The sequence below is a fragment of the Falsochrobactrum tianjinense genome (genome assembly GCF_019100495.1).
GTDB lineage: Bacteria > Pseudomonadota > Alphaproteobacteria > Rhizobiales > Rhizobiaceae > Brucella > Brucella tianjinense.
Map to the genome: position 1 here is coordinate 74,841 of NZ_JAHRVA010000008.1, position 23,461 is coordinate 98,301.

A 23,461-nucleotide genomic window follows, 5' to 3' on the forward strand; every position below is an offset into this window, starting at 1 on the left:
ATGAACCTCGCAATCTTTCTGGAGCAAATAATCAACGGTCTGATCACAGGCTCGATGTATGCTCTTATCGGCTCAGGCATTGCCCTGGTTTACGGCACGATGAGGGTGCTCAACCTTGCTCATGGCGAATTCTACATGGTGGGCGGGTATTTCACCTATTACTTCGCGGTGCAGATTGGTCTTCCCTTTTGGATTGCCATTCCGTTTGCAGTGCTCCTAGCTTTCTTTTTGGGCGTAATCATCCAGAAACTGACCATCGAATATCTGATCGTCAGGGAAAATTCAGCATTCACCACGATCGCTGCCACGCTTGGTCTGTCCATTGTGCTGCAAAATACGGCCCTGCTGCTCTTCGGTGAGCGTTTCAACTCAGTGCCCTATTACATCAGCGGGGTGATGGTTTTAGGCGACATCCGTTTACCATGGCAACGGGTGATGATCTTGGTCGTGGCGGTCGTGACCATCGCTGTGATGACGTGGCTATTGAAGTATACCCGCCTCGGCTGGTCGATCCGGGCAACGTCGCAAGATCGTGATGCAGCGCAGGTTGTCGGTATCCCGGTGCGCCGTGTCTATATGATCTGTTTCGGCCTAGCTGCAGCCCTTGGCGCTCTCGCAGCCGCCATGTTGGCGCCAATCAACGCGATCAGCCCTTGGTCGGGGATTCCTGTCCTTCTTAAAGGCTTCGTCGTCGTGGTGCTTGGGGGGCTTGGGTCGTTCCCCGGTGCCATCATGGGGGGCCTGCTTCTGGGCGTGGTCGAGGCTGTAGGTGTGCAGCTAACCTCCTCGGAATGGCGCGATGTCATTTCCTTCACGCTGATGATTGCCGTGATCTGGTGGCGTCCCTGGGGCCTGTTCGGAAAGAAATGACCATGAGTAACATACCGTCGTTTCGCCTTGAACCGTCACGCAAAAGGAGCTGCTGATGTTTAAGCCCTTTACTCTTCAGGCCTACTTTGGCATTGCTGCTGTCCTCGCCGTGATGTTGGCTTTGCCGGTCCTCAGTTCCGATCCTTATTTGATGCACGTTATGGTGTTGGCGATGATCTTCGGGATTTTCGCCTCTGCCTGGAACCTCGTTGCAGGTTTTGCGGGTCTGAAGACTTTTGGGCATCACGCCTTCTTCGGGCTTGGTGCCTATGGCTCAGCGCTTTTATCGATCCATATGGGTCTTAGCCCATGGATCACGCTCTGGCTGGGTGGGTTGATTGCCGCTGCTGCTGGGCTGTTGATTGGAACTCCGATTCTGCGCATCCGCTCAATGCCACATGTTGCTATCGTAACGCTTGGCTTCGCTGAAATCGTGCGTATTTGTATCGCTAACTTCTCAGACTTGACGCGTGGCGAAATGGGGCTTTGGGGGATCCCGCAGTTCAACGGCTTCTCGCTTCCGCTCGTGGGCAATGTGGCGTTCGGCCCAGCAGATAAGGTGAGTTTTTATTACTTGGCGCTTGCGCTGTCTGTTCTGATGCTGATCATCATCACGCATATGATGCGGTCGAAAACCGGACTTGCCATGCTCGCAATGCGCGATAGCGAGGACGCGGCTGAAAGCCTGGGCGTGAACCTGACGCAGATGAAACTGATGGTATTTGGCCTTTCTGCATTCATCGTTGGCGTCGCAGGTGCGTTCTATGCGCATTATCTTTCAATTCTGACCCCTAATTCTGTGGTCGGTATCGATCTGATGATCTCCATTATCGCCATGGTTCTGGTAGGCGGTCTGGGCACCGTCAGCGGCCCGCTGGTGGGCGCGCTCGTTCTGACTGTGTTGATCGAGGCAATGCGGGATATCGAGAGCTATCGTATGCTGGGCTACGGCTTACTGATCGTCGTGATCGTGATGTATCTCCCCAGAGGCCTTGTGACCATACGCGAGCGCCTGTTCCCCCGACCTCAGGAGTAAGATCATGACGCTAGATACAACCACCCGCCAGCGCATTATCGATGCGGTGAACGCCGGGTTTGAGGCACAGCTTGCCTTTACGGCCGACATGGTGCGCTTCGACTCGACCCGTGGCAATGAAGCTGCGATGCAGGACTTCATGGCCAGATCCTTGCGTGAGCGTGGCTATGAGGTCGATCACTGGAAGATTGAAGTTGACGATATCAAGGATTTGCCCGGATTTTCGCCCGTGGAGTTTGTCAGCTACGAACAGGCCTATAACGTGGTCGGCACGCGACATCCGAAAGAAAACAAAGGACGTTCGTTGATCATTAATGGGCATATCGATGTGGTTCCACCTTGTGATGCCGATCGTTGGACCACGCCACCCTTTGAGCCGCGCATCGCAAATGGTCGCATGTATGGTCGTGGCGCTGGTGATATGAAATCAGGGCTTGCTGCTGGAATATTCGCTATCGAGGCGCTGAAGGCTGCGGGGCTAGCACCTGCCGCCCCAGTCTACATCCAGAGCGTGGTCGAGGAAGAATGCACCGGTAACGGCACGCTGGCCTGCGTTCAGCGCGGTTACAAGGCCGACGGCGCGTTGGTGCCGGAGCCGTTCGGTGCCGAGATCATGCGGGCCCAGATCGGCTTGATGTGGCTCTGTATCGATATCGAAGGCGATCCGCAGCATGCATCGGCAGCGTTCCAGCATGTCGGTGCGAATGCGCTGGAAAAGGCCATTCACATATGGCCTTACATTAAGCGTCTTGAGGCCGAGTGGAATGCGCGCAAGGAAAATCATCGGGTCTATAAGGATCACCCACATCCGATCCGCGTAAACCTCGGAAAATTTTCGGGTGGCGATTGGGTATCGTCGGTGCCAGCCAAGGCGCGGATGGAAGTGCGCCTCAGCATTCTTGAAGGCGAGGACCTAGCTACGATCCGTGGTGAAATCCTGGCGCGCGTGGCCGAGGCTGTTGCAGCTGACCCCTACCTTGTCAGTCATCCGCCAAAAGTTACCTTTCACGGCTTTCAAGCCGAAGGTTATGTGCTTGAGCCGGGTTCTGATATCGAAGCGGTCATGGGCCAAGCTCATGAGGCGGTGTTCGGCGAGCCGGTCCAGACATCGATCAGCTCAGCGTTAACCGATGCGCGCTTTTTCGGGCTTTACCAGAATACGCCGTCGATCGTGTATGGCCCGACCTGCGGCCTTCCGCATGGGATCGACGAGTATGTCGACCTTGAAAGCCTCAAGCAAGTGACCCGTGCCTACGCTCTGTTTATCGCCGATTGGTGTGGGGTGGAGCCGGTTTGAGATGATAACACCGCGCATTAACGCAGACCGCCTGTGGCAGTCACTTGTCGATATGGCAAAGATCGGTCCCGGAGTTGCCGGTGGTAACAACCGATTGGCCTTTTCACACGAGGACGACTCTGCACGCGCGTTGCTCAAGGATTGGTGCTTAGCCAAAGGCTTAAACGTCAAAGCTGACCAATTTGGCAATATGTTCGCCACGCGGGCGGGAACTGAAAATCTGCCCCCTGTCATGTTTGGTAGTCATCTCGATACTCAGCCGACTGGTGGCCGTTTCGACGGAGTACTCGGCGTGTTGGCCGGGCTTGAAATATTACGGACCATGAGTGAGGCGAAAATCGAAACCCGTCATCCATTAACGCTCGTTAATTGGACTAACGAAGAAGGCGCGATTTTTCGGCCCATGATGGGCTCGGATGTTTTCACTGGAGCTTTGCCACTTAACGAGGCTCGTCAGATGGTTGATCACGAAGGTAGGCAACTTGGAAGCTTGCTTGATGGTTTAACCCAAGGTGTCGGTGATATGAAACCTGGCTTTCCAGCGAAGGCCTATATAGAACTCCATATTGAACAAGGGCCGCTTCTGGAAGCTGCTGGCAAGACCATCGGTGTCGTTATGGCAGGGATCGGATTTCGACGTTGGCTCCTAACCTTTACCGGTCAGGATGCGCATGCTGGCCCTACGCCCATGGAAGGCCGCAAGGATGCCATGGTTGCTGCCGCCCATGCCATTTTAATTGCAGACGGCGCTGCCCGCGAAGTCCCCGGGGGCCGCGCCACATGCGGTCGCATTGCCAGCCCCAACGGTTCTCAGGTCACGGTGGCATCCAAGGTCGAACTGACGCTGGACCTGCGACATGAAGCTTTAGCGCAGCTTGATGCTTTGCAAGACCGAGTACTGCAAGAGATTTCAGCTGTCGCAGCTAGGCTTAATGTCGGCTTTGAGGTTACAAAAACCACAGATTCGCCACCGCAGCCGTTCGATGCACGGATCATCTCTGCCATAGAAACCGCCGCGCGCAACGATGGATTTTCTTACCGTAGCATCGTCAGCGGTGCAGGACATGATGCCTGCAACATGGCCTGCTATGTCCCTTCTGGAATGATATTTGTTCCCTCCGTCGGGGGGATTAGCCACAATGAAGCCGAGTATACCTCTCCGTCTGATTGTGCTGCCGGAGCCCAGGTTCTTCTTGGTACTGTACTCGCAGTTGCCGAATCATCGGGTACTGCTCTTACCACACAAAGATGAATTTTTATGGGGGACGTTTCATCAATACGATAGACCACAAACAAGCGTTCGTAAGGACGTAAGACGATCTGGTGAACATGTGACTATCGGGATAGTCACATAATGGTTTCGGGCGGATAGCATCCGCGAATCCTGCTTTGGTAGGTTTTGGGAGGAGAATTAGATGCCGGCAATACCACGACGCTGGCTGGATCAGTTGGCCATCATCGCATTGGCGTTCTTCTGGGGGCTGAACTGGCCGGCAGTGCGGATCGCGCTCTTCGAGTTTCCGCCATGGACGTTCCGAGCACTTGGCATGACGGCTGGCGCACTGTTTCTATTTTGTGTTGCCAAGCTCTGCGGACATCGATTACGGCTGTCGAGGTCGGAGCTATTTCCGGTTTTTGTTGCGGGATTCCTCACGATAACTGCATTCAACCTCCTGCTGGCATTCGCCCAGCTGAATGCTCCAACATCTCGTGCGGTCATCGTCACGTTTACACTGCCAATATGGACAGTGATACTCGCTAGAATTTTGCTGGGTGAGCGTTTGAACAAGCGACGCTGGCTCGGATTGGGCTTCGGTATAGCCGGTCTTTTATCCCTAGGCTGGCCGCTTATCATGGCGGGAACATTCTCCTTTGGTTTGTTCTTGGCGCTTCTTGCTGGAATAAGCTGGGCGCTCGGCACCATCGTCATCAAGTGGCTTCCCGTCACCGCACCACCGATGAGCATTGCTGGCTGGCAGCTCGCCGGAGGGGCTTTCGTCTCGACAATCGGAATGCTGGTGTACGAGCCTTGGATATTGACGGAAGGTCTTCGATGGAGCGAGTTCAAAGCCGAGATATGGGTGGCCCTGACCCATCACATCGTCTTTTCGCAAGCGCTCGCATATCTGATTTGGTATCAGCTTCTGGCACGGCTACCAGCTGGAACCGTTAGTCTCTCGACCCTGATGGTTCCGGCGATCGGCGTCGTTAGTTCTGTTATTTTTTTGGGAGAAACACCGTCACTTCCGGATTTTATCGGCCTCGGGTTGATGACTGCCGCGGCAGGAGCGGTAATGCTTCCTTCACGCCGGTCCATGGCTAGTCCCAACGCTCCTGCAACTTAGATTTAGCCCGCAACGTGCCAATCAGTACATAAACGAGGACCTGACTTAATGATCTTAGCATATACTTTGGCATGAGTTCGACGTCAGCGCTTCACGCGGCAAGTCAGCGCCCTGTTTGAAGATATCTGGCTAATCCTAACACGTCGATGTTGGCGATGCGCGGGACCGAGATAAGAGGCATGTGGGGTGACTAATAACTCTAGGAAATTGTATCAATGAAACAAGGAAAAATTTAAATGAGTTTGATGGCAATATCGCAAGTACAGCTTGACGACCAGCGCTTGCGTGTAACGCTCTGGAGCTTCCCAGCAGGGGCGGAGACCGGATGGCATCGGCATGAGCACGACTATGTCGTTGTACCGGTCAAAGGTGGCATTTTGACGGTGGAAGACAGCAGCGGTCGCCGTTCGTACCCGATTGAAACGGGCAAGAGTTACACGCGAAAAATCGGGGTTGAGCACAACATACTCAACGAAACGTTAGAGGAAATCGCGTTTGTGGAGATCGAATTGAAGGAAGGCTGCTGAAATAAGTTCCGTTGCAAGTTTTGACTAGATCAGAAAGGGACCTATCGTTGAGCTCAATTATTCTGTGAGAGCCTCAAACTGCGCTTTGTGGGAAAGGACCTTCACGGGTGCAAAGATACTCTGCTGCTTGCGCATCATGTGAATAGGTGCTGTCATGTCTCCGGCCTATCGATGCGGCACGATATGACCGCTGGCCCTGATGTTGTCCGCCTGAACCGATCCCTATCACATTATCGCGCTGTTGATGCGCAAGACAACACCCCGGATTCTTCAGTTCGTGCGGTCCATTCCGCTTTGCTGTCACATCATACCATCGTCACTCCGCCAACTGTGGTGCTCCGAAAGGCAAAGTTTGTTCGCTTCTGTATACCTACACTGAAGCCGATGCCCGGTGATCAGGCAGGGAGAGAAAGCTTCTCGAAGAACGGCCCATCTGCCCGCGACGCAGCGACTTTCGCAGGACGATCTACCCGTCCGCATCAATTCCATGAAGCTGGAAAACATTCTTTGCGATATAAAGTCCAATTGTCGTAATCTTATTCATGGTGGATGGCTCCTCTCAAGGTTCAGCAAACCTATTTTGGCACATTCGATGTCGTCGGAGGGCGCCCCATCCACTACATCACGTTAAGCGGGTCACGGTTGCTGCGTGAAGTTGAGGAAACGCTGCTCGAGCGTGGGATGGACGCTTCCTATGAGACTGTCCGTCGCCGAATCTTAAAGTTTGAACCTCAGATCACTCGCAATCTGCGGTGGCGACAGGCGCGCCCTCGGTGATGTATAATATCTAGATGATGTCGTAGTGAAATGCGCTAGAACCAAGTTCTGGCTTTGGCGCGCAGTCGATCCGGACAGGCTCGTTTTCAACGTACTCGTGCAAAGCCGCTGCAATACCAAGGCCGTCAAACGCCTCATGCAAAAGCTTATGCAAGGACAGGCGCACTCGCCACGCGTCATGATCACCGACAAACTGCGATTCTATGATGCGGCAAGACGAGATATCATGCCTTCAAGCCGCATAAGCGAGAACCGCGCACAGTATTCTCGGCGATGGTCTGATGGCACCCCTTCCTCGACAAGATCCTTCATGACACCGCCAGCCATGGCCAGATAGACCGGAATAACTCTCCAGATCTGACCCACCTTGGTCTGAACCGTCACCGTCTCTGATTGGAGTAAACAACTGTACCGCTCCGCCTACGCTCGAATGCCCGCAACCGTTTGTTAACCCGCGCGTTCAAATCATAAAGCTCGTCTTCACTCAACCCATCAATATCGACCCCGGTCATCGCTCGTCCTTCCTTTGCGGCGACCGCGATGACACCATCATCCATAAACTGATTTTCTTACAAATGGCGCGCTACCTACAAATCTGTCGCCCATGCAGATTCCGGTATACTCGACTGGAAAGCGAGTAACTTATATACGATTGAAAATAAATCGAATATTGCTCTCAACGAAAGAAACGTGGCGGTTCCGTTTTGCTAGAGAGACTATCACCGCAAAGCTTTTAATAGCTTTATAAACCCTTTTATATCGATAAGCAGACTGGCCCTCCGTCCCTGATACTATAGGATGATTTGGTTAAAAAAGTCCACCCCCGTCTTAACCGCATAGCCTATCAAAAGACTGACCAATCATAATTGCTAAAGGCACCCAGCCTCTCGCTTGGCTCATCAAGGCACCTGCATCTGCCCCGCGCCAGTCAGTCCGAAAAACGCCCACACATTACAATCACATCTGCCCTCCCCTATATGCGGCCGCCAGAGCCGATTCTACCTCATCCCGCAAAAGAAAGGACCCCTGGCTTTATTTGGCGAACGCTGCAAAAAATCGATACATCAGAAGCAATATCCAATAGACTGCCGTCTATTAGTTAGAAAAGCCTTTAAAGTCAGACAGATAGAAAACTATCAATTTGCAAGAAAGATGGCTTTGAACAAACCGTCGCCCGCGCTAACGGTTTGTTAAGAGGCAGACCTTGCGGTAAAATGAGAATCGGACATAATGACGGTATTCAGGCGGTATTAGTTTCAATGCCGTCACCAGGGGTCCTAAACCAATGAATACGGTAAGCCAGCCAGCTCCATTGTCGTTTGACGACATGATATTGACGCAAGGACGGGAAATTTCCCGTAAGCTCAATCTGCTGCGCCATGAAAATTTTCCTCCTGACGCCCGCAAATCCTTGCGGCAGTTCTCCATGGCTGAAGCGGCTTATTTTCTAGGGGTCTCTCCGAGTAATCTCAAGAAGCTGCACTTGGAAGGCAAGGGAGTAGAGCCCATTATTCTTTCCGGTGGGCGCAGGGCCTATACGATAGAGCAGATACAGGAACTGCGGCACTGGCTCGACCAGAATGGCCGCGCGGAAGTAAAACGATATGTTCCACATCGGCGCGGCAATGAAAAATTGCAGGTCATCGGTGTCGTGAATTTCAAGGGCGGCTCAGGGAAAACTACGACCGCTGCTCATCTCGCGCAGCATCTCGCCCTTACCGGCCATAGGGTTCTGGCGATCGACCTCGATCCGCAGGCGTCGTTTTCCGCCTTACATGGCATCCAGCCGGAACTCGATGAATTCCCGTCACTTTATGAAGCCATTCGTTACGATTCCGAGCGAAAGCCCATCCGCGACGTCATCCGGCGCACCAATTTTCCGGGGCTGGATATTATTCCAGCTATGCTGGAGCTGCAGGAATATGAGTATGATACGCCGCTTGCGATGCAGAATGGCGGCGAGGGCCGCAGTTTCTGGAACCGCATCGCGCGCGTGCTGGCCGATGTGGATCAGGATTACGATATAGTCGTGATCGACTGTCCGCCGCAGCTTGGTTATCTAACGCTCACCGCTTTATCGGCTGCGACATCGGTTCTGATCACCGTACATCCACAGATGCTCGATTTGATGTCGATGTCGCAATTCCTGCTTATGCTTGGCGATATTCTCAAAACCGTGCGCCAGGCGGGCGGCGCCGTTCATCTTGACTGGTTCCGCTATCTCGTCACCCGCTACGAGCCTACCGATATCCCGCAGGCGCAAATGGTCGGCTTCATGCAAAGTATGCTGGCCTCACATATGCTCAAGCATCCGATGCTCAAATCAACCGCCATTTCAGACGCCGGACTGACCAAGCAATCACTTTACGAGATCGAGCGTTCTTCGATGAACCGTGGAACCTATGATCGCGCCATGGACGCCATGGAAGCGGTCAATTCGGAAATAAGAGGGCTGATCCATGAAGCCTGGGGGCGGTAGACCGCCGTCTAATATGGGAAATATGAAATAAAATCAGCGTTATGGCTGGTTCGAGGACGAAAGAATGGCACGAAAGAATATCTTTAGAAGCGTGATGCAAACGGAAGCGACGGAACCAGAATCCGACGCACCGACTGAAGCCGTATCGCGCCGGTTCGGAGCCGCCAAATCCCTTTCCGCCTCAATCGATGAACTGGCCAGGCAGGCGTCGCAGCAGCTTGATGGCGAGGCAATCATCGAGCTTGACCCCGCTGATCTGGATGCGTCCTTCGTGGCCGACCGTCTGCCGGAAACCGACGACCAGGAATATAGCGAGCTTCTCGAAGCCATTCGCGAACGCGGGCAGGATAGCCCTGTGCTCGTCCGCCCGCATCCGCAGACCAGCGGGCGATATATGATCGTTTTCGGCCATCGCCGGGTGCGAGTAGCGCAGGAACTGGGAATAAAGGTCAGGGCGGTCGTCAAACCCCTCGCGGATCTGGAACATATTCTCAGCCAGGGTCAGGAAAATTCCGCGCGGGCAAATCTGAGCTTTATCGAACGTGTGTTGTTCGCCGCCCGTCTTGAAGAGCGGCAATTTAGCCGCGAAGCCATACAAGCAGCATTATCGGTCGACTATCAGACCCTTTCGAAGATGCTGACTATACCGCGCACTATTCCGGATGACATGCTGCTGGCTATCGGTCCGGCAAAGGGCATCGGTCGCGATCGCTGGCTCGAATTGCGTAAACTGATCGAAATGCCCGGTAAAGCGGATGCAGCACGCGAACTTATTGCCACCAACTCTTTCAAGGCAGCGCAATCCAGCGCCCGGTTCGAGCAGCTTTACGGCTATCTGAAAGGAGAGCGGCAAAAGAAACCCGTCACTAAAGCGGATTCGCGTACCGGCGCAATATGGGTTGCCGCCGATAGAAGCGTCAATGTCGTCATCAAGCAAAACAGCAAAGCTGCAACCCTGGCTTTGAGCGCCGCCAATGGGCACCGTTTTGCGCAATGGATTTCTCGCAATCTGGACACGCTCTATGCGTCGTTCAGAGACGAGGAGAAGTGAGTAAGTGTAAGGACGTGGAAACTTATCCCCGCCCGACCAGCGTAAGATAAAAAGGCAAAGGAAGCAGGTGATGGTCACTTGCAGAATTTGAGGAAGAGGAAACAGAGCAAAAGAAAAAGGCCCCCAAACGTCGCCGCGTGGAAGCCCTTCTCATTGGTTTAGCAGCTAGAGAATCGCAAATCCACGAATCACTGTCAAGTGCAATTAGCGTCTTTTCGGCGGGTGGATTTCTTTTGCCTCGCGTAAGGTGAAAGAAAATGGAGTCTCAATTCGGCTTGACGCCTTTTGGCAGTCAAAGGATGACGCACGCCTTGTTGGCAGCGCATAGGAAAACGAAAGAAGTTCCGCAAGGTGCTGCTATCGACAAGTGGCAGCTCTATCGCTGGCTTTGTGAAAGCAAAAACATAATCGGCCTCAATGACCGTACGCTTGCGGTTCTGTCCGCCTTGCTGTCCTTCCATCCCGAAACCATTCTCAATGAGGGCAGCGCGCTGGTGGTCTTTCCATCAAACAAGCAGCTTTCTCTGCGCGCCCATGGCATGGCAGATGCAACATTGCGTCGGCATCTGGCCGCGCTGGTCGAAGCAGGCCTGATCAACCGGCAAGATAGCCCGAACGGCAAGCGCTATGCCCGGCGGACAAAATCCGGTGAACTCAAAATCGCTTTCGGCTTTTCCCTTGCACCCCTTCTTGCCCGCTCGGTGGAGTTTGAAGCGGCAGCGGAACAGGTCAGAGCGGAGAAAGCAGCATTGCGGGAAATCCGCGAGCAACTGACCTTGCTGCGACGCGATATCTCAAAAATGCTCGACTATGCGATGGAAGAGCGCTTGCCAGGTGCCTGGGACGAGCTGAAAACCCGTTTCAGAACCATTGTCGATACTATTCCCCGTCGTGCCGCATATGAAGAACTGGCTGTGCTCGTCGAAATGCTGCGCGATATTTACGTTTCAATCAATAAGCTGTTGAATAATCAGGAAAAAGCCGAAGATTTGAGCGACAATGAATCTCAAAATGAGCGGCAGCTTAATGAATCAAAACCAGATTCTCATTTTGATAGAAACCTTGCAGAAGTGGATAACAGCCCAGACTCGATAAAATCACACCGGTCTGAGGACAGCGGAGTTTCCCTTGACCAGGTTCTTCGTACCTGCCCGGAAATTCACAGCTATGCACCAGTTCCGATACAGCACTGGCCTGATCTGATCGAAACGGCAGAGAAGGTACGGCACTTCCTCGATATAGACACGAAACTTTATCATATGGCTTTGAAAACGCTAGGAAAAGTGAATACAGCCATCGCTATTGCCTATCTTCTTCAGCGTTATGACGAGATCAACTCGACCAGCGGCTATCTACGTATATTGGTAGAAAAAGCAGCCGAGGGAGCGTTTTCGATCAAAGCTCTGATGATCAGCGCCGCACATATCCAACGGAGATTGCAATGAATGCTCGGCCAGCAATCACATGAGTGAAAGCGAAACAGCGGATTGTAACTAGATGAGATCGCAATATCGCTGGTAATCCAGCGCTTCTGGAAACGGAGAATGCCCTGGCAGCAGAAACATTACTCTTGTAATTTTAATTATACATCTGTATTTCATCCTTGAGTTCGCTCACGGGGATAAGGCAGAGGAGCCTCCCCGCTAATCGTTCGAGCAGGCAGGCGGAGAATGCCCCGCCTCGTTTTCCAAGGGAGGAATTGATGAAAAAGCTTGCTATGCTGGCGGCGCTTGCCGCTTTCTCGCTGCCATTTTCCGCTGTTGCACAGGATGCGCCCGGCACGGTGAAAAAGGACAGCTATCGTTTTGTAATCGTACCTAAAGTAGTTCATCCCTGGTTTGACAAGGTGAATGAAGGTGCACAACAGGCGGCTGCGGCGCTCAAGGCACAGACCGGCGCCAATGTCGAAATCGTTTATTCGGCTCCGCAAAGCGCGGATGTAGTGCAGCAGAATCAGATCATCGACAGTGCTCTCTCGACGCGTCCTGACGGTCTGGCTATCGATCTGCTCGATCCGTCCGGCAATCGTGCTTCGCTGGAAGAAGCGCAGGGGCAGGAAATCCCGCTGGTGCTGTTCGATTCAGTTCCTCCCGAAGGTATGACGATCACCCATATCGGATCGGATTTCTGCGAACAGGCCAAGATTGCAGCCCGCCGTCTGGTTGAAGTTCTGGGCGGTGAGGGCGAGGTCGCCATCATGATGGGCGTCCCGACCGCACCAAACCATTCGATCCGCGCCGAATGTCATCGTCAGGTCTTCGCCGAGCATCCAGGCATCAAGGTCGTAGCTGAAGGCATCGACAATGACAGCATCGAGATTGCCCAGCAGCAGGCAGCTGCTATCATGCAGGCCAACCCGAACCTGAAGGGCTGGGTCGCATCCGACGCAGCTGGTCCAATCGGCATCGGCCAGGCTATCGTGGAAGCAGGCAAGGAAGGCAAGGTGACGCTGGTCGGCCTCGACAACCTGCCTGAAATGCTCGACATGATCCGCAATGGCGTCGCCGATAGCTCGTCCGCCTCGCAGCCCGAATTGCAGGGCTACTGGTCGGTCATGGTTCTGTGGGCACAGGCAACCGGTGCGCCTGTACCGGGCTATATCGATACCGGCAACGCCTTCCTGACCAAGGAAAACGTAGGCGACTGATCCTTTCCGATCATGTTGCTGGAGCACGGGTTGTTCCCGTGCTCCCTTTTGCAAATATATTGTCCAGGATGTCCATCTATGGCTTATCTTGAAACACGCGGATTAGGCCGGGACTTTCCCGGCGTTACCGCACTGGACGACGTCGATCTAGAGATCGAACTGGGTCGCACGCATATTCTCGCAGGCGAAAACGGCGCGGGTAAATCGACGCTGGTGAAGATATTGACGGGAACCGATAGCGCTTCGCGCGGTCAGGTATTCATCGATGGCCGCGACCCGGTTTCCGAACCCGCCCTTTACAAGAATGTCGCCTATGTTCCGCAGGAATTGACCTTATTTCCGCAAATGAGCGTTGCCGAAAATCTATTCATGCCGTTCAACCGGACGGGACATGGCGGTTTTCTGGTCAATCGCAGCTCTTTAATGGAAGAAGCCAAAACCTATCTCGACCGGTTCGGGATCGAAGCACGTCCGCAGGATCTGGTAGCGAACATATCGGTCTCCGACCAGCAGCTTTTGCAGATCGCCCGCGCCTGCACCAATTCCGAAATGAAGGTGCTTATCCTTGACGAGCCTACTTCGTCGCTAACGCGGGTCGAAGTGGAGCGCGTCTTCAAAGTTATACGCGGCCTGCTGGATCGTGATCATGCCATCGTCTTCATCAGCCACAAAATGGATGAAGTCTTTCAAATCGGCGACGATTATACGGTCCTGCGCAATGGCCTGAAGATCGAAAGCGGCAAAATCAACGATGTAACCGAAGCCGATCTGATCCGTGCCATGTCCGGTCGCGATCTGGCATTGGACGAGCACCTACGGCCCGCTGCCCCCACCGATGAAACCATCATGGAAGTGCGCGGCCTTTCCGGTCCTCGTTTCGAGAATATCAGCTTCGATCTGCGCAAGGGCGAAATCCTTGGTTTCGCAGGACTGGTCGGGGCAGGGCGCTCCGAAGTCATGCAGACGATCTTCGGTTATTTGAAGGCAACGGCTGGAAAGGTGAAGATTGAGGGCAAGGACTGGGCGCTCAACGACACGTCGCGTTCGGTTGCGGGTGGCATGTTGTACCTGTCGGAGGAACGCAAGCATCACGGCATTTTCCCGCTTTTGTCACTGCGCGAGAATATCGGCCTGTCTGTGCTTTCGCTCACCACTGGAAAACTCGGTATCAGCGATCGCCGCGAGCGCAATGTCGTTCAGAAAATTATCGATGATTACGGCATTCGCACTGCGGGCATGGGCAAGCGTATCTCGGAGCTTTCCGGCGGCAACCAGCAAAAGGCAATCATTGGCCGTGCCATGGCAACCCGCCCGCGCGTGCTGATTTTCGATGAACCTACCAAGGGCATCGATATCCGCACCAAAGCCGAGATTTACCGCATCATGAAAAATCTTGCCGAGGAAGGAGTGGGCGTCATCCTCGTTTCTTCGGAACTTAACGAATTGCAAAAATGTGCCAGCCGGATCCTGACGATGCATAACGGCCAGATTACCGGCGAATTCGATACCGCCGCAACCAGCAATGAAACGCTTGTGGGCGCGATTTTTGGAACAGAGGTATAAACAATGCAGACCAAACCCTTTTCCAACCTGATCCGTACGCCGCTGGCAGGCGTCTTCGTGGCGCTGCTGGTCATTTTCGTGCTTTCGGCAGTCATTTCGCCTTATTTCCTCACTCCCTATAACCTGTCGGTCGTGGCGCGCGGACTTGCCTTCGTCGGACTGATTACCATCGCACAGTCGATGCTCATGGTGCTTGGCGAGCTAGACCTTTCGCTCGGCGTTATGGGTGGGCTGTGTGGCGTGGTTTCCGGCATATTGATGATGCGCGTCGGCTTTGAGCCTTATACCGCCATGTTTCTGGCGATCTGCCTGGGTCTTTGCCTGGGTCTTCTCAATGGCCTGCTTGTAACGATGCTGCGCCTGCATTCTCTGGTCCTGACCATCGGTACGGCTGGCGTTTTCGGTGGCGCGAATCTGGTGCTGACGCGCGGCGTCGCCATTACCGGAATCCCGCGTGAGGTGCATTATCTTGGTCGCGGCGATGTGTTCGGCGTTCCTGTGCCTTTCATCATCATGTTCGTCGTGCTGTTGGTTGCGACCTTCATGATGCTCAAAACGCCGTTCGGTCGCTATATGTACGCCATTGGCAATAATCGCGACGGCGCACGTATGCTCGGTATTCGCGTTGATCGCGTGCGCCTTCTGGTGTTCGGCGCGGCAGGCGCTATTGCGGGCCTTGCCGGCGTGCTGATGGTTGCTCGTCTGGGCACGGCGCAGCCTTCGATTGGTGATAGTTGGGTACTGGCGCCGATTGCAGCTTCCGTCATTGGCGGCGTCGCCACTACGGGCGGCATAGGCAGCCCGATTGGCGCCATTTTTGGCGCTGGCATCATCGCCATCATCGAAAATATCATTGTCCTGTTTGGCGTCTCGCCCTATTGGCAGGGAATTGTTTCGGGCGCCATCGTCGTGCTCGCCATCTCCTTCGATTCCATATCGCGCCGCTATCTGCGCCGGGAAGCCAATTAGAGCGTTGTGATCTGATCAAGCGGACAGCTTTATGAGGGACAAGAGAATGAATGAACAAGTCAAAACCAAAAAACTGATTAATGCGCCCGAAGACATCATCGCTGAAATGATCGAGGGTATGATTGGGGCGCATCCTGATATGCTGCGGGTGGAAGGCGAAACGGGCCGCGCCGTAGTCGCGGTTGACGGCCCGCGCGATGGCAAGGTCGGGATCGTCGTTGGCGGCGGGTCTGGACACGAACCGGCATTTGCAGGCTATGTCGGCAGAGGCCTCGCGGATGCCGCAGCGGTCGGCAACATCTTTGCTTCGCCTTCGCCATCCCATATCGCTGAAGCCGCCCGCGCGGCGGATGGCGGCGTGGGCGTGCTGATGCTCTATGGCAACTATATGGGCGACGTTCTCAACTTCACGATGGCAGCGGAAGAACTAGCGCAGAGCGGCATGGAAGTGCGCCATGTTGCTGTTGCAGACGATGTGGCTTCCGCTCCCTTTGAGCGTCGCTCCGAACGGCGCGGCATTGCAGGCGATTTCTTCGTCTTCAAGATTGCGGGTGCCGCGGCAGATCTCGGCGAACCGCTGGCTCGTGTCGAAGCGCTGGCACAGGCAGCTAATGACGCGACCCGCTCGATGGGTGTGGCGCTCAGCCCGTGCTCGCTGCCGCAGACCGGAAAGCCGAATTTCACCATTGGTGATGATGAGATGGAAATTGGCATGGGCCTTCATGGCGAGCCAGGTATTCGCCGCCAGAAGCTTGCCCCCGCTGACGAAGTGACCAATGAACTCATGGCGGCAATTCTTGGTGAACTGGCGCTTGAGGCGGGAGATCGCGTCGCCGTGCTGGTCAACGGGCTTGGCGCGACTTCGCAGATCGAGCTTTACGTTCTGTTTCGCCGCGCCAAGCAGTTGCTGGATGCGAAAGGCGTCCATATTCATGCGTCCTGGGTTGGCGAATATGCCACCTCGCTGGAAATGGCGGGCGCGTCGATCACACTGATGAAGCTGGACGATACGCTGCAAACCCTGCTCGACCATCCCTGCCATACGCCTGCGCTGACCGTGGGTGCGGTGCAGCAGGGCGAACATGCGCCCGCCCGCAGCCGTAGGGTCGAACGGGCCGTCGAACACAAGGAAGCAGCACAGGAAGCCCCGCGCGTTCTCATTACGGAGGGCGATATTACGCCTGCTATATTCAAGGCGATGATGGTCAATGTCGGCAACCAGATCATTGCCGAGAAAAATTGGCTATCCGAACTTGATGGCATTATCGGTGATGGGGATCATGGCGTCACCATGGAGATCGGTTGGAAGGCCGTCCAGCATGCTCTTCAGGACGAGCAGGACGACGAGACCATCGAAGGCATCTGCAAGCGCATGGCCAAGGCTTTTCTCGATGCGGTTGGCGCCTCGTCGGGCCCGCTTTATGCGACGGCGTTTTTACGCGCAGGCACCGCAGTCAGCAACCGCCTCAATCTCGATGGGACTGGCATGGCCGAATGGCTCGCTGCTGCCTGTCAGGGCATTCGGGACCGCGGGCGCGCCAATTCCGGTGACAAGACAATGATCGATGCCTGGGTTCCGGCGGTGGAAGCCGCCATGCAGGCCGCACAGAAAGGCCAATCCACGCAGGATGTGCTGATTGCGGCGCGTGATGGCGCGGAAGCGGGCATGAAGGCGACCGCTGCAATGGAATCGCGCCGAGGACGTTCGGCAAAGCTTGGCGAGCGTTCCATCGGTCATATCGACCCCGGCGCGGCATCGACCTTCGTCACGCTGCGCGCCATGGCGGAAGCGTTGCAGGACCAGAGCGATAAATAGCGCCGTCTTTGGCTTTCGAAATGAGGTTTAGCGCGGCCCTTGCAACAGGGCTCGCGCAACACCTTCATTGGTGACAAGCCGGTTGACATATCCGCCGCGCAATATCGCCCTTATGATCGGGATCTTGTTCAGCCCGCCGGAAACCAGTACGGAAGCGGGTTTGAGCTTTAGCTTGTCGGGCGGCAGGGCAATGATCGAATCATTGAGGAAATGATTGATCGGTCGCCCTTGCGCGTCGAGAAAATAACCCATGAACTCGCCGACCGCGCCCAGTTTCAGCACACTGTCGAGATTATCCTTCACGATGCGGATATGTGTGAGAGAAGTATCGGAGTTCAGCGGCCCGCAGGACACAAGGCCGATATCGGCGATCTCCGTTCTGGCCAGGACGTCGGTCAGTTCGTCGTTGAGCAGGATCGCATTGCGGCTTTCGGGATTGGCACAATAGATTGGCGCAGTGAGATAGTGACACTCCACGCCAAGTGCGCGGGCGAACGCTGTTGCCACCTCGAAACTGTTGGTTGACGATCCGCTGGTCACGCCCCCTGTCAGTCCAACGACCCAGCTTTCGGGCTTGAGCCGCACGCGCAGGCTGCGTACCGCGAAACTTAAAGTACGCCCCGAGCCGATGCCTACGCCCATATCGCGTCCACCGATCAACTCGCTGGCCATCTCGCCGGCAGCCTCGCCGATCACCCGCTTCTGATCCAGATAATCATGGAGGTCGGGAACGACGACCGTTTCCATAAGTCCATAGCGCGCGGAGACCTTCTCGGCCAGTTCGATGCAATCCACCAGCGGCAGACTTAAATGGATCTGTATCTGTCCAGACTGGCGAACCTGGCGGATGATCTTGTTGACCTTGAGCCGGGTGATATTCATCCGCTGCGCTATTTCTTGCTGGGTCTGCCCCCCGATGAAATAAAGCCAGGCGACGCGGGCGCGTTCCTGCTCATCGTCAACAAACACGAAATGCTCTTTCATCAAACCGCCTTCAACGCCTTCCTGTCATTCCAAACTCATTTCATAAATAAGCCCAGAGCCGCAATGTCTTTTGCAGCCAATGCCTGTTATTTATATTGATACAGCATGATAAAACCCATACGCGAGGAACGTAAATCCTATACGGAGAGGCATTCAACAATTTTGCTTTACGTACCTCAAAACGAACGCTAAGATTTTCGATGTGGTGCTTTGGGAGGAGTTCACATGCAATCAACAAGCTCGGTGAAAAATGCTGAAAGCAAGCCGCAAATACAATATTGCAGGCAGGGCCGCGAGTGGGCCGCACCCACGGATAAACGAGGATGACTGCGACCCGGCAAGGCGAGGGCGGCGCATTTCTTGAGGCAGTTTCGCTATCGAAATCCTTTGGTCCCGTTCAGGTTCTAAAGAACATCAATCTGAGCGTGCATGGAGGCGAGGTTCATGCAGTCATTGGCGAAAACGGTGCTGGCAAGTCGACGCTGATGAAGCTGCTGGCGGGTAATGAGCGCCCTACCAGCGGCGAGATTCATATCGACGGCAAGCCCATCACGTTTTCCGGGCCGGTGGAAGCTGAAGCGCAGGGTATTGTTCTGGTGCATCAGGAAATCCTGCTCGCGCCTGACCTTACGGTGGCACAGAACATCTATCTGGGTCGCGAGCTTTCCAACGGACTCGTGGTTGATGACAAGACGATGCGTGAAGGCGCGCGCAAGGCCCTTCACGATCTTGGCGCACAGATCGACCCCGATGCGGTTGTCGGCGGCCTGTCGATTGCCCAGCGTCAGCTTGTGCAGATCGCCCGCGTATTATTGGTGCCGCATCGTGTCGTCATTTTCGATGAGCCGACCGCCTCGCTGACGCCGCATGAAACCGAAGCGCTGCTCAAGCTGATCCGTGATATTCGCGCCAAAGGCGTGGCGGTGCTTTATATTTCGCATCGCTTGCCGGAAGTAAAGGAAATCGCCGACCGGGTGACGGTGCTGCGCGATGGCAATCTGGTGGCCTCGCATTCTGCATCCGAGCTTCAGCCAGCGGATATGGCGCGGCTGATGGTTGGTCGTGATGTTGCCAAGCTTTATCCCGATCGCGTGGCGAAACAGGGCCGGGACATCGTGCTCGAAGTGAGCGATTTCAATGTGCCCGGCTATGTCAGGGGCGCAAGTTTCAGCCTTGCAAAAGGCGAGATTCTCGGTTTTGCCGGGCTTGTCGGGGCCGGGCGCACGGAATTGATGGAAAGCGTTGTCGGGTTGAGGCCGGGCAGAGGGACGGTTCGTCATCACGGCCAGCCCGTTAATTTCCGCAATGCGCATGACAGTCTTTCCGCCGGTATCGCCTATCTGAGCGAGGACCGCAAAGGCAAGGGCCTGCTGCTTTCCAAGGATCTTGGGGTCAATCTCACGCTGGCCTCCATTACGAAATTCATCAGCGGCTTTCAGATCGACCGGCACAAGGAGCGCGCTGCGCTTGATGAGGCGATCCGCGAATTCGATATCCGCACCGGCCGCAAGGATATTCTGGCCGGGCAGCTTTCGGGCGGCAACCAGCAAAAACTGCTGCTTGCCAAAATGATGATGCTCGATCCGTCCATCGTTATCATTGATGAGCCGACGCGCGGCATCGATGTCGGCACCAAGGAACAGATTTATCAATTTATCGCCAATCTGGCCGATGAAGGCCGGTCGATCATCGTCGTTTCCTCCGAAATGCCGGAACTGATCGGCATCTGCGACCGCATCATCGTCATGCGGGAGGGCCGCATCGCTGGCGAAGTGAGCGGCGAGCGGATGACAGAAAACGATATCGTCGTATTGGCGACCGGCGTAGGCACCGAGGCAGCGGCGTGAATAAACAAGAGGAATCGATGACACAAAGCGCGACCGACAGCAAAGAGGTGAAGACCTCCAGAGATTGGGACTTGCGGGCAGTCGCTCCCTTCGTTGCGCTGTTTCTGCTGCTCATTCTCGGAGCGTTCGCCAATCCGAACTTCATCAGCGTAGACAATCTGCTCAATGTCGCGACTCGCAGCGTCTTCATTGCGATCATCGCGCTGGGCGCAACCTATGTGATTTCATCCGCCGGGCTTGATCTTTCGGTCGGCTCCATGGCGGCTTTCGTCGGCAGCATCATGATATTGTTCATGAATAGCGGCGTGATTGCCGATCCGCTCATGATGCTGATCGCAGCCGTATTGCTGGCGGTGGTGGTGGGTGCCGCCTGCGGACTTGCCAATGGCCTTATTGTCACGCTGGGCGGGATCGAGCCTTTTATCGCGACGCTCGGCACGATGGGCATCTATCGCGGGCTGACCACATGGCTCTCGCAGGGCGGTGCGATCACCCTGCGCAATCCCGAAATCCAGACATTGTACCGCCCTGCCTATTTTGGCTCGGTGCTGGGCGTGCCGGTGCCGGTGATCGTGATTTTTGTGACGGCGGCGATAGCGGCATTCGTTCTCTACCGCACGCGCTACGGACGCCATGTGATCGCGGTCGGCTCCAGCGAGGATGTCGCGCGCTATTCGGGCATTTCGGTCAAGCGGGTGCGCACTATCGCCTATGTCGTGCAGGGCCTGTGCGTTGCTGTTGCGGTTCTGCTTTATGTGCCGCGTCTGGGGTCCACTTCGGCTACGACGGGGATGTTATGGGAGTTGCAGGCTATTACTGCCGTGGTGGTCGGCGGCACGGCGTTGCGCGGCGGGGTCGGGCGTGTGTGGGGTACGATCTGCGGCGCATTCATTCTGGAGATCGTCGGCAATATCATGCTGCTGTCGAACTTCATCAGTGAATATCTGATTGGAGCGATTCAGGGCGCGATCATCATCATCGCCATGCTGGTGCAGAGGTCACTGTCGCGGCGATAAAGCATTTCCAGCAAAAGTGTGTAACGGTTTTGCGTTCGGATAATGCGGGAAGGAAACAGCAAGGCTACTGAGTGGTTTTGCATTTGAAACTGGCGGGATTGAAGGGGCGGTTCCGGCCAAAGGAATGAAAGCCCCGGCTTTTGGGAGGAAACCATGCGAAGGAAAATTTTGAGCGTTGCTTTCGCTGCATTGACCGTGGGCGCCATGGCGTTTACGGGCGTGGCGAGTGCGCAGGACAAGAAAGTCACCATCGGCGTATCGATACCGGCGGCTGATCATGGCTGGACGGCGGGCGTCGTCTATCATGCCGAGCGGGTGGCCAAGCTGCTGATGGAAGAGCATCCGGGCCTCAATGTCATCGTCAAGACATCGCCCGATGCTGCCAATCAGGCCAACGCCTTGCAGGATCTTGCCGTGCAGGGGCTTGACGGGCTGGTGGTGCTGCCGAGTGATCCCGATCCGCTGGTCAATGCGATCAGGGAGATCAAGGACAAGGGAACCTTTGTAGCGCTGGTCGATCGCGCACCGAGCGTCAATGACAATTCGATCCGCGATCTCTATGTGGCGGGTAACAATCCGGCGCTCGGTCGGGTGGCGGGCGAATATATCAAGGCTACTACGCCGGATGCGGAAGTCGTGATCATTCGTGGACTGCCGATTCCCATTGACCAGCAGCGTCAGGACGGTTTCGACAAGGGCATTGAAGGGGCCAACGTCAAGGTTCTCGACCGCCAATATGGCAACTGGAACCGCGATGACGCCTTCCGCGTGATGCAGGATTTCCTGACCAAATATCAGAAGATCGATGTGGTCTGGTGTCAGGATGACGACATGGCTGTCGGCGTGCTTGAAGCCATCAAGCAGGCTGGCCGTGAAGATATTCAATATGTCATTGCGGGCGCGGGCTCGAAGGACATGATCAAGCGGGTCATGGATGGCGACAAGCTGGTGCCGGTCGATGTGCTCTATCCGCCAGCGATGGTTGCGACTGCCATGCAGCTGACGGCCGCCCATTTCTACGATCAGGTTCCGGTCAATGGCGAATATATTCTCGATGCGACGTTGATCACCAAGGATAATGCGGAGCAGTTCTACTTCCCCGACTCTCCTTTCTGATCACGGCTCTGCCCCATTGCGCGCCTGCTTTTGCGGGCGCGCTTTTATCGAATGCAGGAGGATTTGATGAAGACGATCAAGGGCCCGGGAATTTTCCTCGGGCAGTTTGCGGGCGATGAAGCGCCGTTCAACACATGGGACGGCATCACCAGATGGGCCGCGGAAAAAGGCTATATCGGCGTGCAGGTTCCCACATGGGCGAGCCAGCTGATCGATCTGAAAAAAGCTTCCGAATCGAAGGATTATTGCGACGAGTTTGCAGGCCTGGCGCGCGAGAACGGCGTCGAAGTCACGGAGCTTTCGACCCATCTGCAAGGCCAGCTTGTTGCGGTTCACCCGGCCTATGATGAAGCATTTGACGGTTTTGCGGTGCCGGAAGTGCGCGGCAATCCGAAAGCCCGTCAGGCCTGGGCTGTCGAGCAGGTCATGATGGCGATCAGGGCTTCACGCAATCTTGGCATCGGCGCTCATGCGACCTTTTCCGGCGCGCTGGCATGGCCTTTCATCTATCCGTGGCCGCAGCGCCCTGCCGGTCTGGTGGAGACGGCATTTGATGAACTGGCGCGGCGCTGGTCACCCATCCTCGATCATGCGGAAGAGCATGGCGTGGATATATGTTATGAGATTCATCCCGGCGAAGATTTGCATGACGGCGTGACTTTCGAGATGTTTCTTGAGCGGGTGAAGAACCATCCGCGCGCCAATATGCTCTACGATCCGTCGCATTATGTGCTGCAATGCCTGGATTATCTCGACAATATCGACATTTACAAAGACCGGATCAGGATGTTCCACGTCAAGGATGCCGAGTTCAACCCGACCGGGCGGCAAGGCGTCTATGGCGGCTATCAGGGCTGGGTCGAGCGGGCCGGGCGCTTCCGCTCGCTCGGCGACGGACAGGTGGATTTTGGCGCAGTCTTCTCCAAAATGGCCGCAAATGATTTTGACGGCTGGGCCGTGGTCGAATGGGAATGCGCGCTCAAACATCCTGAGGACGGCGCGCGCGAAGGGGCTGAATTCGTTAAGCACCATATTATCCGCGTGACCGACAAGGCTTTTGATGATTTCGCCGCTGGTGGCACCGACGAAGCCGCCAATCGGCGCATGTTGGGTTTGTGAGG

Annotated in this window: 18 protein-coding genes and 1 pseudogene; 18 read left to right on the forward strand and 1 reads right to left on the reverse strand. The window is 55.2% G+C overall.

Annotated elements, in window-relative coordinates; translation table 11 throughout:
* From KUG47_RS15805 to dhaL, 14 genes and pseudogenes are all read left to right on the forward strand, one after another.
* Complete coding sequence (locus KUG47_RS15805; RefSeq protein ID WP_217678937.1) at nt 1–870, forward strand: branched-chain amino acid ABC transporter permease; 870 nt, start codon at nt 1–3, stop codon at nt 868–870.
* Between the two features lie 55 nt (nt 871–925).
* On the forward strand, nt 926–1,906 hold the full coding sequence (locus tag KUG47_RS15810) for a branched-chain amino acid ABC transporter permease (RefSeq protein ID WP_217678938.1): 981 nt from the start codon (nt 926–928) through the stop codon (nt 1,904–1,906).
* A gap of 4 nt (nt 1,907–1,910) precedes the next feature.
* Nucleotides 1,911–3,203 carry an ArgE/DapE family deacylase gene (locus tag KUG47_RS15815; RefSeq protein WP_217678939.1) on the forward strand — a complete coding sequence of 431 codons (1,293 nt, stop codon included), beginning with the start codon at nt 1,911–1,913 and terminating at the stop codon, nt 3,201–3,203.
* 1 nt (nt 3,204) lies between these two features.
* The gene (locus tag KUG47_RS15820) at nt 3,205–4,455 is read left to right on the forward strand and encodes a Zn-dependent hydrolase (protein WP_217678940.1); all 1,251 of its coding nucleotides are present in this window, start codon (nt 3,205–3,207) and stop codon (nt 4,453–4,455) included.
* A 163-nt stretch (nt 4,456–4,618) separates the two neighbouring features.
* Complete coding sequence (locus KUG47_RS15825) at nt 4,619–5,548, forward strand: DMT family transporter (RefSeq protein WP_217678941.1); 930 nt, start codon at nt 4,619–4,621, stop codon at nt 5,546–5,548.
* A gap of 236 nt (nt 5,549–5,784) precedes the next feature.
* Complete coding sequence (locus KUG47_RS15830; protein WP_217678942.1) at nt 5,785–6,075, forward strand: cupin domain-containing protein; 291 nt, start codon at nt 5,785–5,787, stop codon at nt 6,073–6,075.
* 799 nt (nt 6,076–6,874) lie between these two features.
* Nucleotides 6,875–7,189: pseudogene (locus KUG47_RS15840) on the forward strand (DDE-type integrase/transposase/recombinase); the annotation flags it as partial.
* Between the two features lie 948 nt (nt 7,190–8,137).
* A complete protein-coding gene (gene repA, locus KUG47_RS15845) occupies nt 8,138–9,331 on the forward strand; it encodes a plasmid partitioning protein RepA (protein WP_217678944.1) in 1,194 nt (397 codons plus the stop codon).
* 64 nt (nt 9,332–9,395) lie between these two features.
* Complete coding sequence (gene repB / locus KUG47_RS15850) at nt 9,396–10,382, forward strand: plasmid partitioning protein RepB (RefSeq protein ID WP_217678945.1); 987 nt, start codon at nt 9,396–9,398, stop codon at nt 10,380–10,382.
* 257 nt (nt 10,383–10,639) lie between these two features.
* On the forward strand, nt 10,640–11,827 hold the full coding sequence (gene repC, locus KUG47_RS15855) for a plasmid replication protein RepC (protein WP_217678946.1): 1,188 nt from the start codon (nt 10,640–10,642) through the stop codon (nt 11,825–11,827).
* A gap of 257 nt (nt 11,828–12,084) precedes the next feature.
* Nucleotides 12,085–13,029, forward strand: a complete 945-nt coding sequence (locus KUG47_RS15860; RefSeq protein WP_217678947.1) for a substrate-binding domain-containing protein — start codon at nt 12,085–12,087, stop codon at nt 13,027–13,029.
* Nucleotides 13,030–13,107: 78 nt separating this feature from the next.
* Nucleotides 13,108–14,592, forward strand: a complete 1,485-nt coding sequence (locus tag KUG47_RS15865; protein WP_217678948.1) for a sugar ABC transporter ATP-binding protein — start codon at nt 13,108–13,110, stop codon at nt 14,590–14,592.
* A 3-nt stretch (nt 14,593–14,595) separates the two neighbouring features.
* Entirely contained in the window at nt 14,596–15,561 is a 966-nt protein-coding gene (locus KUG47_RS15870) for an ABC transporter permease (protein WP_217678949.1), read from the forward strand.
* Between the two features lie 46 nt (nt 15,562–15,607).
* Nucleotides 15,608–17,377 (forward strand): dihydroxyacetone kinase subunit DhaL, encoded by a 1,770-nt coding sequence (gene dhaL, locus KUG47_RS15875; RefSeq protein ID WP_217678950.1) that lies wholly within the window; start codon nt 15,608–15,610, stop codon nt 17,375–17,377.
* A gap of 27 nt (nt 17,378–17,404) precedes the next feature.
* Here dhaL and KUG47_RS15880 read toward each other — a convergent pair whose 3' ends face one another.
* The gene (locus KUG47_RS15880; protein WP_217678951.1) at nt 17,405–18,361 is read right to left on the reverse strand and encodes a sugar-binding transcriptional regulator; all 957 of its coding nucleotides are present in this window, start codon (nt 18,359–18,361) and stop codon (nt 17,405–17,407) included.
* Between the two features lie 323 nt (nt 18,362–18,684).
* On the opposite strand from KUG47_RS15880, the gene KUG47_RS15885 reads away from it, so the two are divergent.
* From KUG47_RS15885 to KUG47_RS15900, 4 genes are all read left to right on the forward strand, one after another.
* Complete coding sequence (locus tag KUG47_RS15885) at nt 18,685–20,208, forward strand: sugar ABC transporter ATP-binding protein (protein ID WP_217678952.1); 1,524 nt, start codon at nt 18,685–18,687, stop codon at nt 20,206–20,208.
* Nucleotides 20,209–20,225: 17 nt separating this feature from the next.
* Entirely contained in the window at nt 20,226–21,224 is a 999-nt protein-coding gene (locus KUG47_RS15890; RefSeq protein ID WP_217678953.1) for an ABC transporter permease, read from the forward strand.
* 153 nt (nt 21,225–21,377) lie between these two features.
* Nucleotides 21,378–22,340 (forward strand): substrate-binding domain-containing protein, encoded by a 963-nt coding sequence (locus KUG47_RS15895; RefSeq protein ID WP_217678954.1) that lies wholly within the window; start codon nt 21,378–21,380, stop codon nt 22,338–22,340.
* A gap of 66 nt (nt 22,341–22,406) precedes the next feature.
* A complete protein-coding gene (locus KUG47_RS15900) occupies nt 22,407–23,459 on the forward strand; it encodes a sugar phosphate isomerase/epimerase family protein (protein ID WP_217678955.1) in 1,053 nt (350 codons plus the stop codon).
* Nucleotides 23,460–23,461 lie beyond the last annotated feature (2 nt).